Source organism: Amycolatopsis sp. NPDC051102 (assembly GCF_040682815.1).
Taxonomy (GTDB): domain Bacteria; phylum Actinomycetota; class Actinomycetes; order Mycobacteriales; family Pseudonocardiaceae; genus Amycolatopsis.
The window spans coordinates 519,973-536,672 of record NZ_JBFBBT010000002.1 but is presented as its reverse complement, the minus strand read 5'-3'; the positions used below and the strand labels follow the sequence as shown (position 1 = coordinate 536,672).

General features: G+C 70.3%; 11 protein-coding genes. 2 read left to right on the top strand and 9 right to left on the bottom strand.

Going from position 1 to position 16,700, the window contains the following annotated elements:
* Window positions 1–99: 99 nt before the first annotated feature.
* A complete protein-coding gene (locus AB0M93_RS08370; RefSeq protein ID WP_364269771.1) occupies window positions 100–1,782 on the top strand; it encodes a transporter substrate-binding domain-containing protein in 1,683 nt (560 codons plus the stop codon).
* Between the two features lie 201 nt (window positions 1,783–1,983).
* On the opposite strand, the gene AB0M93_RS08365 is transcribed toward AB0M93_RS08370, so the two are convergent.
* From AB0M93_RS08365 to AB0M93_RS08345, 5 genes are all read right to left on the bottom strand, one after another.
* A complete protein-coding gene (locus AB0M93_RS08365) occupies window positions 1,984–2,508 on the bottom strand; it encodes an RICIN domain-containing protein (RefSeq protein ID WP_364269769.1) in 525 nt (174 codons plus the stop codon).
* 879 nt (window positions 2,509–3,387) lie between these two features.
* A complete protein-coding gene (locus AB0M93_RS08360) occupies window positions 3,388–4,197 on the bottom strand; it encodes a hypothetical protein (protein ID WP_364269767.1) in 810 nt (269 codons plus the stop codon).
* A 53-nt stretch (window positions 4,198–4,250) separates the two neighbouring features.
* Window positions 4,251–5,042, bottom strand: coding sequence for an FHA domain-containing protein (locus AB0M93_RS08355; protein ID WP_364269765.1), 792 nt, complete (start codon window positions 5,040–5,042; stop codon window positions 4,251–4,253).
* Window positions 5,039–6,232 carry a right-handed parallel beta-helix repeat-containing protein gene (locus AB0M93_RS08350; protein WP_364269763.1) on the bottom strand — a complete coding sequence of 398 codons (1,194 nt, stop codon included), beginning with the start codon at window positions 6,230–6,232 and terminating at the stop codon, window positions 5,039–5,041. The genes AB0M93_RS08355 and AB0M93_RS08350 overlap by 4 nt, the downstream gene beginning before the upstream one ends.
* Before the next feature lie 83 nt (window positions 6,233–6,315).
* Entirely contained in the window at window positions 6,316–8,466 is a 2,151-nt protein-coding gene (locus tag AB0M93_RS08345; protein ID WP_364270698.1) for a protein kinase, read from the bottom strand.
* Window positions 8,467–8,537: 71 nt separating this feature from the next.
* Between AB0M93_RS08345 and AB0M93_RS08340 the strand changes: the two genes are divergently transcribed.
* Window positions 8,538–8,972 (top strand): hypothetical protein, encoded by a 435-nt coding sequence (locus AB0M93_RS08340; RefSeq protein ID WP_364269761.1) that lies wholly within the window; start codon window positions 8,538–8,540, stop codon window positions 8,970–8,972.
* Between the two features lie 405 nt (window positions 8,973–9,377).
* Here AB0M93_RS08340 and AB0M93_RS08335 read toward each other — a convergent pair whose 3' ends face one another.
* From AB0M93_RS08335 to AB0M93_RS08320, 4 genes are all read right to left on the bottom strand, one after another.
* Window positions 9,378–12,116 (bottom strand): hypothetical protein, encoded by a 2,739-nt coding sequence (locus AB0M93_RS08335; protein WP_364269760.1) that lies wholly within the window; start codon window positions 12,114–12,116, stop codon window positions 9,378–9,380.
* Between the two features lie 868 nt (window positions 12,117–12,984).
* On the bottom strand, window positions 12,985–14,163 hold the full coding sequence (locus tag AB0M93_RS08330; protein ID WP_364270695.1) for a cytochrome P450: 1,179 nt from the start codon (window positions 14,161–14,163) through the stop codon (window positions 12,985–12,987).
* Window positions 14,163–14,870, bottom strand: a complete 708-nt coding sequence (locus tag AB0M93_RS08325) for an alpha/beta fold hydrolase (RefSeq protein ID WP_364269758.1) — start codon at window positions 14,868–14,870, stop codon at window positions 14,163–14,165. Before AB0M93_RS08325 ends, AB0M93_RS08330 begins: the two co-directional genes overlap by 1 nt.
* On the bottom strand, window positions 14,867–16,594 hold the full coding sequence (locus AB0M93_RS08320) for a non-ribosomal peptide synthetase (protein WP_364269756.1): 1,728 nt from the start codon (window positions 16,592–16,594) through the stop codon (window positions 14,867–14,869). The genes AB0M93_RS08325 and AB0M93_RS08320 overlap by 4 nt, the downstream gene beginning before the upstream one ends.
* Between the last annotated feature and the right edge of the window lie 106 nt (window positions 16,595–16,700).

The window sequence follows — 16,700 nt, the reverse complement described above, 5'->3', positions numbered from 1 at the left end:
GTCCGGGATCCGGCCCCGGACACCGTCGCGGCGATCACGGCCGCGCTCGCCGAACCGGCGGATGTGGACGGCGATCAGGCGGTCTGACCGGTGCTGAGCTTGGCGGACCCGGGATCGTCGCGCGCTCTCCTGGTGGGCTGCGGCAAGTACCGGCACCTGCGCGACGTACCGGCCGTCGCCGCAGGCGTGCAGGGGTTGCAGGCGGCGTTGACAGATCCCCGGCTGTGGGGTTTGCCGTCGGCGCACTGTCCCACCGTGACCGACCCGGCATCGGCCGGGGACGTACTCGACCGCATCCGCGACAGCGCGGCGGCGGCCACGGACCTGTTCGTCTTCTGCTTCGCCGGGCACGGGTTCATCGACCTGGAGTCCGACGAACTGTTCCTCGCCCTGCCCACCACCGACCGGACCCGGCCGTGGACCGGGCTGCCGTACGACTGGATCCGCCGCGCGCTGCGCCACCCCGGTGTCCGGGCGAAACGCAAGCTGATCGTGCTCGACTGCTGCTACAGCGGCGTCGCCCTCGGCGGGACACTGGCCGCGGACGCTGCCGACCACGCCGCGGTCGACGGCGTCTGCGTGCTGACCGCCAGCGCTGAAACCAAGACCGCGCTGGCCCTGCGCGGCGAACCTTTCACCGCGTTCACCGGCGAGCTGCTGACGACGCTGACCCGCGGTGTCCCCGGCGGGCCGGCCATCCTCGACATCGACACCGTGTACGCGCACCTGCGGGCCGGCTTGCGGGCCAAGGGACGCCCGCTGCCGCAGCTGCGCAGCCGCAACGCCGGCACCCGGATCCCGCTCGTCCGCAACCTCGCCGGCCCGCCCCCTCCGCCGGCGGCCCGGCCCAGCCGGAAAGCCCGGGTCACGGCGGCCGCGGTACTGGCCACCACCTTGCTCACCGCGGCCGACACTGTGCCGCTCCCCGCACTCTCGCCTCCGGTCGCGATGGTGGCTTGCCGAGGCAGCGAGCCGCTCGCCCCGCCGCCTGCCGGCCCGCTGACCCGCACCCCGGCCGTCGCCGCGGCGACGGCATCACTGGCCGGCCGGTCGACGTTGATCATCGGCACGATGCTCGCACGGCCCGGTCTCGCGGAACGCTGTCCTGACGGAACTCTGCGTGGCTTCGATGTCGCGATTGGCCAGCTGGTGGCCGCCGATCTCGGATATCCGCCCGAGCAGGTCCATTGGCTGGACCTGGCTGCCGGGGAACGGCTCTCCGCCGTGCAGACGTACCGCGTCGACATCGTGGCCGGGAGCATGGCGATCACCGATTCCCGTCGGCAGCGCCTCCGGTTCGGCGGTCCGTACGAAGAGTCCAGCCAGTCGCTCATGGCCGCCGGCGCTACCACGTCGATCGACAGCCGCGACTCGTTCCGCGACCCGGCCTTGACCGTCTGCGCGGCCGACGGCAGCTCGGCGGCGGAAAACTTGCGACCGTACTCGAACAATCCCGGGCAGCTGCTCACCCGCCGGACCGTCGCCGACTGCCTCCAGCTGCTCCTGCAGGGCCGGACAACGGCGGTGAGCGCCGACCGTTCGGTCCTGCTCGGCTACCTCCTCGCCCTCGGTACCCGGGCGAAGCTCGTAGGACCGGCCTTCGCCGACAGCTATTATGGCCTCGCCGTGCGGAAGGATCAGCACGAATTGGCCGACGGGATCGACGACATCCTCGAGCGCAGCTACCAGGACGGCCGTTACCGGTCCGCCTGGCGCCTGTCCCTCGGAAAGCTGCTGCCCGAGGTCACCACCGGCCCACCGATCGACCGTACCGTCGGCTGACGTGAGGAGCCGTAGGGTGCTGTTGCGCTTGTGGACGACGGCGACTTCTTGGCCGTCTTCACGCAAGCCGATATTGAAACTGCCGTCGTGGCTGGAGCAGGCCAGCCGGTTGGGCTGGAACTCCAGGCCTTCGGGGGTGGTGATGCTGTCGGGGACTTCGACGCTGACCCTGCCTCAAAAGGGTTCGTGCTCTTCGTGTGTTCAGACTACGTATCCCCAGAAGTGATCTGCCCAGTCTCCGCAAGGCCACTGGATGACGGCGGCATTGTCGACCTCGCTTCCACCTGCTACGCCTATGCACATCCCGGTGAACTGGTTGATCAACTGGAATCGGCCATCCGGGGCAATTTCGAATCGCCATAAGCGCCATTGAATGGCTGTGCATGGAAGCTGGACGAGCTGTTCGCCGCGCGATCCACTTTCAATGGCGAGACACAGATTGCTATGGGCGTTTCGAATCCAGTACCATCCACCGGATACCTGATCGAACGTCCATTTGTGATCTTCCCAGTCTCCGCAGGTGAACTGTGTTACCCCGACTCCCTCTTCCGTGCTCCCGCCAGGGATGTTCATGCACTTTTCGGAGTTCTTGTTTATCAACTTCGCGTATACGCCGGCAGCTTTGGGCGTGATCAGGGTGCTGCTGGCGCTGCCGGTCGCGATCGTGGTGACGGATAGGGTGATGGCAAGTGTGAGTATTGTGACTGCGCGGATGATGCCCTTCATTGAGTACCTCTCCCCGAGGTTGTGTGCGATACCAGCACGTTCGGAACCATCATGCCTTGCTTGTCCGGGGACCGATCCCCAGGACTTCTTGGTAATGTGAAGGTTTTACCTGATGCGAACTCGCGCGGCGGCGTATTGCGCGGCAGCAGCTGTGACCACGGCCTCGCCGCGCGGCTCGCGGACGGAGCCGGCGCAGGTCTTTTCCTCGAGTGTCGCGGAAGCAACAGTGCGAGTTGCCCCCGCGGGGAAGTGGGCAAATGCATGGGTCGTCGGCCGGTTGTCGGGCGGCAACGTGGCGCTGGAAAACAACAGGTTAGGCAGCTTCCGCGCGTGCCGTCCATGGAACAGGAGGTCCGGGACGCGACGGCCGAGCTGGGTGTCGGCGCCGGCGTGTTGCTGGATCAGCAGTCCGATGGTGGTCGCCCGGTGCGCCGTGGGCGTGGACCAGGGCACAGGCGGTGAGATGGCGGTCGCCGCGGCGCAGGGCACTCGCGACGATCAGCGTGGCCGGCCGGAACGAGCGTGGGGATCGGTGCTGCCTCGGCGGAGGGCCATCCACAGCTGCTCCACCCGCTGGGGTCCAGATCAGCCGGAGGCAGGAACATGGGCCCGTAGTGATGACGGCGAACGCCGCGATGTCGTCGACGAATTCGTCGCGGCCGACCTGGATGGTGGCGTGGGCGACGAGCCGGTTGGCCTGTTGCTCACGGTCGCCCTTCGGCAATGACGTTGCCCGTCGACCTGAGCGAATCGGAACCGCCGGGCAGGTTGATACTCAAGCCAACCGGGCAGCGCCAAGCGCCGATGCCGGTTGAGTCTCAGCGCCAGTCGGACGCTGCCGACCGCGATGTCGTGGTCGACTTCGGTCGGTTCCACCGGTCACCACTCAATGCTCGCTCGGTTCCCGGCGCGGGGAAAGCGGAGGCTGACCGCACGGGAGTCAAGCAGCCGGCTCACGTGTTCGCAGGCGGTGTAGAAGCCTCCGCCGAATCCGCTGCCGGGAGTTGCAGACCGGCTCACGGCCGTGCTCAAAGTCGTCAGTTCGCTCCAGAGGAACGAACTGACCGATCGGTTCGTAACCACAAGATCACCGGGCGCCCGGAGCGCGCCGGTCAAGTCCGCGATCTCGGTCTGGACCCTACTGATGTGCGCTTGGGCGACGCTGAGGGACTTGTGGGCCACCGAGGTGGTCACCGATGCCAGTCGTACGGCCGCTTTGGCGCTGTCCGTCGGCCGACCGCCGCGCAGCCAGCTTGACAGCAATTCGGTGACCCCTGCTGCGGCTGTTTCGGGATCGGGCAGTTCAATATCGTGGTCATAGGGCTGCAGCAGATAGTCCGGGACGCGAGCGGGGGGTGACGGAGGAGATCCGAGTCGCTCGAGCAGGTGATGCCGACGTGCCGAAAGCAGTCCCGCGGCATATCCTTGGCCGAATTCGCTGGGGCCCAGCCGGGGCAGGTTCATGATCTGCACGTCCACGGAATGCAGGGCGACCTGGCCGGTGAACCTCCGAAGCTGATCAGCCACCGACAGCGCTTGCTCGTACACGGCGACCAGGCGCTGGGCTTCGACCCACCCAGGCTCATTGTCGAGGATCGCTTCGGCCAGCATACGGTAATGGGATTGCTGCGAAGCTTGGATATACGAATCTTCTGCTAGCGCTTCGGTGAGCCGATTCAGCCACATCATCTCTCCTCAGGCGGTGTCCACGCCGGACCGACGTCGCACAGGGTGGCGCGGCCTCATCCGGGGAACAGCGGTTGATCGGCAAGCTCGAGCCATTCGAGGTCCATCGGCACCAGCGTCGTCGAAAGCACCAGCTCCCGCAGCAGGTTCACGGTCAAGGTCAGCCCCACCGGTTCGCCCACCTCCTCCCGTCGCAGCCCGTACACCCCGGCGTCGGAAAGCCGTTGCCGGACCCGGGAGACGAGATGCTCGACGCGTTTGACTGTCCAGTTCTCGCGCGGCCGTCGTTCGGCGAGCTCGGCGGCCGCCTGCTGACGGGACAGCGGCAGCGGGTGGGGGTCGTAGCCGAGGTAACGCTGCCCGAGCACCGCCAGCACGAGGTGCTCCTCCGGGGACAGCCGCCAGCGTTTCGGCGGCGCTGTCGGGTGCGTGGGGCGACGCGTGGCGACACCGGGCTCGCCGTCGGAGACGAGCAGCTCCAGCACGTGCTCGCGGGCGCCGCGCAGGAACAGCGCGGTGTAGCCGTCGGCCAGCGGCAGCGGTTCGCTGTCGCGGTGCAGCAGGACGTTGTCGGACAGCCGGATCGGCGAGCGGCCGGTGTTGCTGAGCCACCAGCGGTCTCCCTCGCGCACGAGCAGCCCGTGGACCCGGCTGATCCGCACGTCTTCCTCGCCGACACAGACGTCGACCTCCAGCCGGTTGCGCCCGAAGGTCAGCCGGTTCCCGGGCGACGGCGGCACCGCGACGCCGCCGGTGACGGTGAGCGCGCTCAACGTCCCCGGCACGGCGCCGGCGACGCCGTGCCGGAGGCTGCGCTGGCGGTGCGGGTCAAGGCGTCCGGTGGTCACGGCCACCTCCGTTCGTAGGCGCCGATGTCGAAGCCCGCGCCGGCAGGCCGGGCGACGCCGTCGAGATCGAACGCGGGCGCGTGCTCCGGACTGCCGGCGTCCACCGCGACCGAGCCTGCGGCAAGGTGGTAGTCGCCGCAGGCCGGATCGGCGAACCCCGGCTCCCCGGCGAAGTTGTGGTCGGCAGCGAACGGTCCGGCGTCGACCGGCCCGTCACCGAACACGTTGTTCCGCAGGGTGTTCGTCCCGGCGAACCGGTCGGCGTCGATCAGCAGGGAGCCGCGGGCGTTGCCGGCGAAGGTGTTGTTGACGATCGTCAGGTCCCGCATGGTCCCGGTCGACTCTGCCCAGAGGCTCAGCCCGGCCTGCGCGTTGCCGGTGGACAGGTTGTCGAAGACCCGGATCTTCGACAGCAGCCGGCTTTTCGAGTAGTCCTCGACGGCGAGCCCGATCCCGGCCTTGGTGGCCTCGCGGGTGCCGCCGACGACGTTGGCGTAGACGTCCACAGTGGACGAAGAGTCGACGTAGACGTCCGGCCCGCGGTTGCCGGTGACGACGTTGTGGTGGATCTTCACCCGGGCGGCGTCGTCGTACTTGACGTCGATGCCTTCCTCGCCGTTGTCGTGCACGCGGCAGCCGGACACCTCGACCTCCGACGAGCCGGAGGCGATGCTCAGCGCTTCGTGGTCGGCCGCGGTGCCGCGGGCGTTGGTGCCGCGGATGTCGCAGTTCGCCACGCGTACCCGCCGGGTGCCGACCAGCACGAGCCCGCCGTCGCGGGAGCCGTCGACACCGAACCGGTCGAACACGAGGTCGTGCGCGCCCTCGGCGTACACGCCGAAGCGGGCCGAGCCGGACACGGTCACGTCGGTGAACTCCAGCCAGCCGTGTCCGCCCACCGCCAGGCCGCCGGCGCCCGTCAGCACCGCGGTGCCGCCGATGCCGGCGAACCGGATCGGGCGGCCGGGTGCGCCGTCGCGGCGGATGGTCAGCCCGCCCGGGTACGTGCCGGCCTCGATCGCGATCGTGTCACCCGGACGGGCGAGGTCGGCAGCGGCCTGCACCGTGGCGTACTTCCCGTGCGGGCCGACGCGCCAGGTCCGCGGCACCGGTCCGGCAGCCCCCTCGGCTGCCGGACCGGCCACGGCCACCGCCAGGAGAGCCACACCGGCCAGCACCCGTATCGCCACTTTCCCGTCCCGTCTCCTCCGGCCCGCGAACCCGGCCTCGGCCCTCCCTTTCTAGCCGGGACCGCCGGGGACCGGTCCCCGGTTCACGGCAGCCGCCGGACGAGGACCTCCGCCAGCGATCGCGCGGTCGCGCACAGCGCGTCCCCACCGGCTGCCGAGGTGTCCTCGACGGTGACCACAGCGACTTCCTCCCGGGTCTGCGGAGTGCCCTTCATCATCTGCAGGGCCGCGGTGTAGGAGCGGTGCACGACCTTGACGGCGCACTCCGGGTGCCCGCCGGGCACCGGCGCCACGACGGCGCTGCGGTTTCCGATGCGGATCCGGTTGCCCGGCACGTCCTCGTCGGCCTCGATCGGCCATTCCCGGCTGTACTCGACGGTGATCGTGCGCGGATCGTGTTCCCAGGTGCAGTCCCAGCCACCGAACCCGCGATCCGGTTTCTTGACCTTGCCCAGCACGCCCGACGTCGTCGCGTCGTCGAGCAGGCTGCAGGCCTCGATGTGCGCCAGTGACCAGCCCGGGAGCGGGGCACGCCGTGGCAAGGGTCCGTTGGCGAGCTTGGCCAGCACGCCGGACAGCACCGACTCCGAGTAGAAGCACACCGGCGCGTCCTTCGCGTCCGTCACCGCGCGCGAGGTGACGACGATCCGGTTGGCGTCGGCCAGCGAGATGGCCCGCTCGCACGAGCCGTCGTGAATCTCGGGATACTCGATTTCGCCCATCTTGCCGGGCACCGGCGGCCGGGGCGGGTACCGCAGCGGGCCGGTCAGATCGAGCCGGGTCTGCACCTGCCCGGACTTGCCGGTCAGCGTGGTCGTGACGACGCAGGTGCCGAAGTTCGCCACCTCGGGATCCACGAACGGCTCTCCGAACCCGGTGAGCGAGTTGAGCGAGATCGCCGCGCACGGGTCCGTCGCGGCCGGGTCGGCGCCGAGGGTGTTCGCCCCGGCCGGAGCGCCGCCGGTGGTGGTCCACAGCGGCCGGGCGAGGACGAACCCGGCCACCAGCGCGGCCACCGCCACCACCGCGGCCCCGGCGAGCAACTGCCGGCGAAGCCGGCGTCGCGGCCGCCGGGGTGTGGGCGCGTCCGCCGTGAGCAGCGTGACCGCTTCGGCGGCGCTGGGCCGGTCGGCCGGGTGCCGCGCCATGAGCGCGGCGAGCACCGGCTCGAACCGCCCGGCGCGCTCGGCGGCCGCGTACCGTCCGCCGGCGGCGCGGCGCATCTGCGCGAACGGGCCGTCCTCACCCGAGCCCCACGGCGAGCGGCCTTCGATCGCGGCGTAGAGCGTGGCCCCCAGGGAGAAGACGTCCGAGGCGGGTCCGGCTTCGGCGCCGTCGGCCACCTCCGGCGCGACGTACCCCAGCGTGCCGGTGAGCTGGGCCCCGCCGGTGCGGGTGACCTCGGTCCAGCGCGCGATGCCCAGGTCGGTCAGCTTGGCGACGTCGTCCGCGGTCACCAGGACGTTGCCCGGCTTGACGTCGCGGTGGACGATGCCACGGGAATGCATGTCGGCGAGTGCCTCGCCGAGCTGCGCGCCGATCCGCCGGACGCGGTCTTCGGGCAACGGTCCGCCGTCGTCGACGAGCTCCTCGAGGCTCCGGGCGGCCAGGTACTCCGTGACCAGCCACCGGGCGTCGCCGTCAGTGACCGTGTCGAAGACGGTGACGACGTTCGAGTGCAGCAGCCCGGCGCCGATCCGCGCCTCACGGCGGATCTGCCCGGCGTCTTCGCCCAGCGCCCGCTTGAGTGTCACCTGACGGCCGAGTTCGAGATCGACGGCCCGCCACACGACGCCCATGCCGCCCCGGCCGAGCTCCTCCTCCAACCGGTAACGGTTGGCCACGACCCTCCCCTTAGCCACCCCGGGAGTGTACGAAATTGCGTGTCGGACCGCTAACCCCGCGTCACCTCGGCGGCGGGCCGAACCGGTTCCCTCCCGGCTGGCCCTGCTCGCTCCAAGGACGGTCAGGACGATCCAGCCGATGCAGGAGATGACGCCGACACACCACCAGCCGGACCGCCCGAGGTCGTGCAGCCGCCGGACCCCGACGCTGGCGAACGGCACCAGCCACGGCAGGTAGAGCAGCGTGCCGGCGGTGTAGAGCCAGTCTTCGTCCACGACGCTCTCGATGCCCCCGAGGGCCAGCACCAACGGCACGTAGACCAGGAAGAAGTACCAGAACTCCGGCCGCGAGGCCCGTTCCCGGGACCGGTCCCGGGAATCTCGCCTGATACTGCGGACGCGTCACGCAGCATAGGGGAGTCGTGAGGGGAGCCGTGGCCAAGCCAGGCGAGTATCCGCAGGTGCGTCTGGCCTGCATCCGCGGTGAACAGCACCGTGAATACCTCGTCAGGTACGCGACCATCGTCCGGTACTCGCTGAGCGACATCCCGGTTCCGCGGCCCGCCACCGGCTTCCTCGAAGCCACGGTGAGCTGCGGCTCGTGCGAGAGCCAAGTGCCGGTGCGGGTGTTCAGCCCCGCCGGGCGCCGGCGGCGGAAGCTGGCTTGGTTCGGGTTGTTCCTGCTGGGGGCGGCGGTTGCCACGCCGTCGACCATCCGCCTGAGCGCGCTGGACGCGCTCGGCGGCGCACCTCCGCAGCTCTACGTGCTGCCGCTGCTGACCACCGTATCCGGTCTCGGCGCGGCGGTCCTGGGAGCCATGTTCTTCTTCGCCGAAGACGGAGTCCGGCTCGCTTCGCTTTGGGGTGACGCCGGCCACCGCCTCCGGCGGTGGTGACGGAGACGGTGGAAACGGCCTCGCCGCGCCTTCTCGTCCCGAGCGAAGACTGCGATGGGAGCGGACCCGGCCCGGCAGCCGCGCAACCGCGAGGAGCACGACAGTGCACTGACGGCGACGCGGGTGGACACCGTCACCCACCCGCCACCGAGGAAACGGCCTCGCCGGACATCACTCGGGAACCATTCGATGCGGCAGTGGGCTTATAGCTCAACTCGTCGAGCCACAGTTCGACTACTTGGCGCTCGCGCGGCCACATCTGCGTCTCCCCCGTGCAGGGTTCCGTCCTGCTGGTCGTTTTCGCCCGGCCGGACACGACCATGGGCCTGTTCAACGTCGTCGCGAGGCAGGCGCCGGCCCTGCTCCAGGACGCCCTGACCACGGCGAACTGAGCTGTGGACGCGCTCAAGGGCAGGGCGCGCTGTCTTGGAAGCGGAAGGTGCAGACGGGGTTGGCGTCGACGGCGGTGATGTCGTTGATGGTGACGACGGCCAGCGGCCGGGCGGCCCCGTCGCGGCCGGCCCGGAAGTCGATCCGGCCCGACACGCCCTTGAAGCAGGCAGCGCTCATCGAGTCGGAGCAGTCGAACTCGCGGAACTCCTGGGCGACCGTCGCCCGGTTCGGGGCGAGCTTGCCCGCCTCGGGGACCGCCCGGAGCTTGTTGCGGTTCACGGCGGTGAGGTACAGCCCGGCCGCATCGTAGGCGGTCCCGACGCGCTCCCCGGTCCAGCGGCGGTCACCGCCGTGCGCGGCGAGTTCCGCCCCGAAAGCCTGCCAGCCGGCCGGCCGGTCGTCCCGCGGCGAGTACAGCCCTCTCAGCCCGGCGCAGAAGATGGTCAGCGGCCGCTGACTGTCCGGGTCGCTGCCCACGGCGGGCTTTCCCTCGGAGACGCAGGAACTGCCGGCGAGCACGACCCGGTTGGCCAGCGACACGTATCCGAGCGAAACGTTGGAGAACCGGTCGGACCGGCGGCTCTCACCCTGGGCGATGAACCGGGTCACCGCGTCGTCGCCGATGATGGTGGGCTTGCCGGTCGCCGGGCAGTCGTCGAGGACGTGGTTGAGGAAGTCGGTGAAGCCGGTCTCGCGGCCTGCGTAGAAGGCGACATCGTCCGCGCGGCAGTCGACCTCCACCGTCGACGGCGTGCGCCACTGGCGCAACCGGATCGACGATTGTCCGTGCGCGAGTTCGGCGAACCGGTCGCGCAGCGTGCTGAGGTACTGGTCGGGCTCCTGGACGAGGTCGGGATGGTAGACGGTCACTGTCCGCCGGGTGGCCGCGGCGTACTCGGCGACCAGCCGTGCCTGCGGGCGGTTGCCCGCGACCATCTGGAAGTACAGCGGTGACAGTGCGGGCAACGAGTCCCCGGTCAGCGTCGTGGCCACGATGGGAATGCCGAACGCCCCGAGCGCGCCGATGGCGCTCTCGGTCTGGGTGACACTCCGTCCACCGCCCACGACACCCATCACCGTCGGGTCCCGCTCGGCGAGCGGCGCGATGAACCGATCGACCGTGCGCCGCGCATGCCGCATCTGGTAGCCGCCGTTGGCGACCACGATCCGCAGCAGCGGGTTCAGGGCGTCCTCGGTGGAGTTGCCCACCGTGTTGTACTGCGACTGCTGGATCAGCAGCCCGGTCATCTCCTCCGCCTCGGCGTCGTCGGTGCCTTCCCGGGTGTCTGGATGGGTCAGTTCGGCGAAGTAGACCAGCGTGACGATCGAGCGGTCGGGGTTGGTGTCGTGCAGATGCTCCGCGATCTCGTTCTGCTCGAATACCGCCTCCTGCGCCTTGCGCAGCTTGCCCGTGCTGCCGAAGACGTAACCCCCGGCACTCACCCCGACGCATTCCCCGGTCTCCGGCATGAGGACGGCGCCGGCCTCGGGGAATCCGGCGACCCCGCACGGGTCGGGGGCGGGCGCCGGCAGCATCGCCATCGTGCTCACGCCCGCCCCGGCCAGGAGCAGCAGCACCGCGGCGACCACGGCCGGTTTGCGAGCGAACCAGGGGATCTTCCTCGGCTCCCAGTGCTGGCCACTGTCCGCGTCGTGGCAGGACGCCGGGTCTTCGCTGCCGAGCTGGATGACGAGGAACCGGGCTGCCGGCCGGAACTGCTGCCGTCGCCGTGGCAGGTATTTCTTCCAGCTGGCCACGTCCTCCTCGATCGTGCGAACCGAGCCGGGTTTGACGTCAAGGCTGTCCGGCAGGTCCGTCGCGGTCGCGATCACCAGCAACGGGTCATGCTCGCCGGTCTGGTTGCGCACGTCGTTGATCAGGTGCAGGAGCTCCCAGCCGCCGTTGGCCTCGGTGATCCCGTGGAGGACGGCGGTGAGGTAGGCGGTGCGCCGCCACCGGCGCAGCCACCAGGTGCGAGTGCCGTAGAACCGGCGCAGATCCCGCAGGAAGGCGCGGACCAGGAGCAGTTTCAGTTGTTCGGGATTCTCGTTCTCGCGGGCGTCGGTGGTGAGCCGCCGGGCGAACCCCAGAAAATCGGCGGAATGCTTGGGCACCATGAACCGCTGCCGCATCAGCCACCGTGGCTCACCGCCGCGAAGCCCCCGCAACCACAGCCACCGCCCGAAGCGGGACAGCAGCTGCGGCATCAGCCTGGTCAGGTCGAGCGCCTTCTCCGGCGCCACCGCGGTCACCATGCGGCTGAGCAGTTCGGTGCCGTCGCCCTCGGGTGAGGTCGGGGCGTACCACTCGAGGAGCTTCGAGCGCAGCGGGGCCTGCTGGTTGCGTTCGAGCGTGGACTGGCGGTGCCGGGTCAGCCAGTCCACCAGGCGGAAGGTGTGGAACGGGATCTCCTTGCCCGCTCCGAACCGGTCCGAGCTCAGGTTTTTGACCAGGTGGTTGAGCAACGGCAGCACGGGACGGCCGTCCCCGGCATCGACGGTGATCGAGGCGGCGTCGACCGAGGCGGACGGGATCAGCCGTGACGGCACCCGGTCGAGCCGGGCCGGATCCGGGTTGAGCCGGGCGGCCAGTGCCTCGGCCACGGCTTCGGTGGCGCCCGGCTCGCCGATCAGGCACAGCAACGGCAGAGCCTGTTCCCCGCGCAGGTCCCGGTGTTTCTCGGACCACCTCCAGCGCGGGCGGTCGATCAGCTCGCGCACTTCCCGCAACAGCGGGTCGAGACCATTCATGTTCCGCCCTCCGACCGCTCGCGACGATACCCTCGATCAAGGAGAAGCACGGGCAGCGCAAACATGAACGGCGATAGCGGGAGATCTACCTGAATGGAGCAAGAAACGCCGACGCGGCCGCCACACGCCTTCGCCGAAGAATATGAAGATCCTTCATCGCGGCGTACCGCCGGCATGTACGACGCTGCGGTAACCACAGCGACGGCGCGGAGGGACGTTAACCTGCGCCTGGGCGAGGGGGGAGGGGCCAGCGCTGATCGTCCGCGACCAGCGAGGATCGCAACCTGCTGCCGGCCGTATGATTCACAAATGAGGGAGCATTTATGCTCCATAAACGGCGATGATCGACGTCGATTGACGCCGAATCAGCGCATGAGCGAGTCCCTGTGGGGAGCAGTCATTTAGGCCAGCGACCTGGGGCGTCTTCGTGTCCGAACTCCGCTTCGCGCTGTAGCCAACCGGCCACTGTGGCAGTCGTCGCACAGGCGACGGGTGATGCCTCTGACCCGTGGTCGACTTCTGCGGTCAGCCGGTCGTGCGCGGAAAGTAGGATGCGAAACGCTGTGACTCTGAGCTAGGCACCTATGCGATGGTCTCCCCGAACACGGGAGATATCCCACGCGTGGGGTTCAAGTTCCCCCTCGAACACAAACACGTGGGAGTTCTCCCGAACTACGGAGTAACTGGCCCGCTGCCGAGGGTCTTCTCGTGTTCAGCCTCAGTCGATCTCGGCTACGCTGAACTTGACCGCGCCTCCTTTCGCGCAGCACGTCGGGGAGCTGTCGCATGGCCCGCATCCCCTCCTCGGGCTTGCCCGGCCCCATCGACCAGCTGAACCGTTCAGCCGGGTGTAGCGCCGGCAATACGGTCAGGCGCCGCGCAAGCGGACGGGCAGTTCGCGTACGCCCCAGGTGAAGTTCGACGCCGTGTAGCGGGGCTTGCCCGTGATCTCCACCGCGGCCACCCGGTCCAGGAGTTCCTCCAGGAACACGGTCAGCTCCAGACGGGCCAGGCGCGCCCCCAAGCACTGGTGGCGACCGCCGCCGAAGGCGAGGTGGCGGTTGGGCGTGCGGTCCACCCGGAAGCGTCCGGCGTCGCCGAACTCGGCGTCGTCGCGGTTGGCCGAGACGTTCCACAGGGTCACCCGGTCGCCGGCGGCGATGTCGACACCGCCGATGGTGGTGGGTGCGGTCGCGGTTCGAAGCACGTGCACACCGGGGGTGGTCCAGCGCAGGACCTCCTCGACCGCGCCCGGCAGCAGCGCGCGGTCGGTGCGCAGTGCGGCCCACTGGTCCGGGTGCTCGACCAGAGCGAGCACGGCGCCGGCTGCGGAGTAGCGGGTGGTCTCGTTGCCGCCGGCGAGGACACCGTTGCAGTTGACCACGATCTCGGTGTCGGTCAGCGGCCGCTTCGTCCCGTCCGCAGTGGACCGCCGGTCGGTGGCGATGCGGCTGACGAAGTCGTCGCCCGGGTTCTCACGGCGGTCCAGCACCAGTTCCGAGAAGTACAGGAAGATCTCCGCGTGCGCGCCGAGCCGGCTCTGTTCGTCCTCGCCTTCGAAAGCGTCGTTCATCGTGCCGCCGAGCCAGTCCCACTCCTGCTGCGGCACGCCCATCAGCGCACACACCACGCGAGTCGGCAGCCGGCGCGCTGTCTCCACCATGTCCACCTCACCCGCGGCGAGGGCATCGTCGAGCAGGCCGCGTACCACGGCTCGCACCAGTTCCTCCGCGTGCGGGATCGCGGCGGGGGAGAATGCCTTGGCCAGAACCGTTTTCAGCTGCGCGTGGTCCGGCTGGTCGGAGACGATCAGCATCTGCCCGGTCACGGCGTCCACCGCGGTGGCGTTGGTGCCCAGTCGCATCCCGTGGCGGGAGCTGAACCCGGCCGCGTCGCGGTAGACCGACAGTACGTCGGCGTACCGGCTGACCACCCAGAATCCGCCGTTCGCGTCGGGGTGCCGGCTCACCGGATCGTTTTCGCGCAGCCACGCGAAGTGCGGCCAGAACTCGGTACCGGCGAAGCTCAGGTCGTCGGTCAGGTCCATCAGCACAGCAGGCTCCCCAGTGCGGGCACGGTCTCGTCGGCGAGGTCGGTCAGGAAGGTGTGGCTTCCGGCGAAGGACCGGCGGCTGGTGCCGGCGGTGCTGTAGCCGGCCCAGCCGTCGAGCAGGTGCCCGGGCACCACCGGGTCCAGGTCGCCGGACCAGGCGTGGATGGGACAGTCCACCCGGAACTGTTCAGCGAGGACGTGGGTGTCGGCGAGCTTGTCGTCCCGGCGCAGCACGTCGAGCAGGAACTCCTGGCTGTCCTCGTCCAGGTCGCGGAGCTCGGGCGGCCCGGAGACGAACAGGTCGCGCAGAATCTGCTCGTCGATGATCAGGTGCTCGGCGGCCGACCGGTTGCCCGGGGGTTCGGTCGCCGCGAGCACCAGGGCGTCCGGACTCACCGCCCGCGCGAGCTCGTAGGCGAGCAGGCCGCCGAAGCTCTCGCCGACGATGACGAGCGGCGCGCCCGCCCGGAGCTCGGCGAGGTCCGCGGCGACGGCGGCGACGGCTTCGGCGAACGTCGCCGGATGTTCCTCGGCGAACCGGTTCTCCCGCCCGGGCAGCTGCACGCCGACCACCGAGACGGCGAGCCCGAGCCGAGCCTGCCAGCCACGGAAACGGCTGCAGCCGGCGCCACCGGGCGGGGCGCAGACCAGAGTCGGGCGGCCGGCGGGCGCCGGGTGCCACGGCGTCACCCAGGCGCTCAAGCGGACACCTCCGCGAGCCGGTCCAGCTCAGCGGCCAGGGCGGCCGGGTTGGGATTGCCCAGCAGCAGCGGGATCGACGCCCGCAGCCCGGTCCTCTTGCGCAGCATCGCGACCATCCGGGCGGCGAGCAGCGAGTGGCCGCCGAGCTCGAAGAAGTCGGCGGCCACGTCGGCCACCGGCTGGTCCAGCACCTCTGCGAAGACGGCGCAGACCTCGTGTTCGCGGGCGGTGGCCGGCGGGCGGCCGGCGGGCCGGGCCGCGTCGGCGGCCACCGCGAGCGCTTCCCGATCGATTTTGCCGCGGTCGTTGCAGGGCAGCACGGGCACGAAGTCCACAGTGGACGGCAGCATGTGATCGGGCAGGAACGTCCGGCAGTGCTCGCGCACGAGCAGGGCTCCGGCGACCGGGTCGTGCCCGTCGGCGAGTACCGCGGCGATGCCGAGGGTGCCGCCGGCGGTTCGCACGAACGCGGTGGCCGCGATCACGGCCGGAAGCTGCTCCACAACCCGCTCGAGCTCGCCGAGCTCGATCCGGAACCCGCGCACCTTGACCTGGGTGTCGAGCCGGCCGAGGAACTCGAGCTGTCCGTCCGGACGGGCGCGCACCTCGTCACCGGTGCGGAACAGCCGCTCCCCATCGACGGTGACGAAGCGGCGCGCGGTGAGCGCGGGGTCGCCGCGGTAGCCCCTGGCGAGCGCGGGACCGCCGAGGCACAACTCGCCGCTGATGCCCGGCGGCACCGGCTGCAGGTCGTCGTCGAGCACTCGGGCCCGGTAGCCGGGCAGCGGGCGCCCGATGGTCGTGACGTCGTCGCCGCGGGCGCTGTCGGCGCAGGTCGCGGCGATCGTGGCCTCGGTGGGACCGTAGACGTTCAAGACCCGGTGCCGGGCCAGCAGCACCTCGAGCAACCCGCGGGGGCAGCGTTCCCCGGCGACCACCACGACCTCGGCACCGGCGAGCGCGTCGGCGCAGGAGGCGAGCAGTGAGGGAGTGAGGCTGGCTGTGCGCGGCGCGACCGCGGCGATCCGGCCGGCGAGGTCGACGTGCTCGCCATCGTCGGCGAGGTCCAGGATGGCCGTGCCGACACCGTTGAGCAGGTGCAGCAGCACGCACCAGAGCCAGCCGTCGAACGCCGGTGACAGGGGATTGATCCCCAGGCCACCCGGTCCGAGGTGGATGGTGCGCATGGCGTCCAGCGCCGTTTCCAAACCCGCGTAGGTGACTTCGACGCCCTTCGGCCGCCCCGCGCTGCCTGATGTGTGGATGAGGTAGGCGATCTCACCCCCGGCCGCGGCGAACGGCTCGCCCCGGGCGCTCTCCGGGTCGAGTGCGGGCAGGTCGGCCGGCGCGCCCGGCGGCCGCTGCCCGAGGATCAGGGACGGACGCGCGTCGTCGAGCACCTCGGCGATTCGGGCAGCCGGGTGCCGCTCGTCGAGCGGCACCGCCGTGGCGCCGAGGCGCCACACGGCGAACAGGCTCGCCACGGCGAGCCGGGTCCGTCCGGTGGTCAGCGCGACCGTGGTGCCGGGCCCCGCTCCGGCGGCCGCCAGCGCCCCGGCGATCGCCGTCGTCCGCTCGGCCAAACCGGCGAAGTCGAGGACGCCGTCCGGCGCGGAGCACGCCGTGGCCGTGGGCCGCTCGGCCGCCCACCGCTCGACGACGGCCTCCAGCAACCCGATGCCCCTGCTCCGGGCGGCGTTCACCGGCAACGCGAGATCCGTCATCGTGCTGGAATCCATTCTTTCGGACGCGACAAGGAAACCGACGAAGGGCGGCCCGGCGCGTTCGTCGACAAGGGGGCTGACCGTCAAGGCCGGGAAGGGCGACTGA

What these genes read in the sequence shown, in the direction of transcription:
- AB0M93_RS08360 (WP_364269767.1), bottom strand. Translation starts at nt 4,197, where the DNA reads ATGATGTGGCTGAATCGGCTCACCGAAGCGCTAGCAGAAGATTCGTAT.
- AB0M93_RS08335 (WP_364269760.1), bottom strand. Translation starts at nt 12,116, where the DNA reads ATGAATGGTCTCGACCCGCTGTTGCGGGAAGTGCGCGAGCTGATCGAC.
- AB0M93_RS08365 (WP_364269769.1), bottom strand. Translation starts at nt 2,508, where the DNA reads ATGAAGGGCATCATCCGCGCAGTCACAATACTCACACTTGCCATCACC.
- AB0M93_RS08330 (WP_364270695.1), bottom strand. Translation starts at nt 14,163, where the DNA reads ATGGACCTGACCGACGACCTGAGCTTCGCCGGTACCGAGTTCTGGCCG.
- AB0M93_RS08320 (WP_364269756.1), bottom strand. Translation starts at nt 16,594, where the DNA reads ATGACGGATCTCGCGTTGCCGGTGAACGCCGCCCGGAGCAGGGGCATC.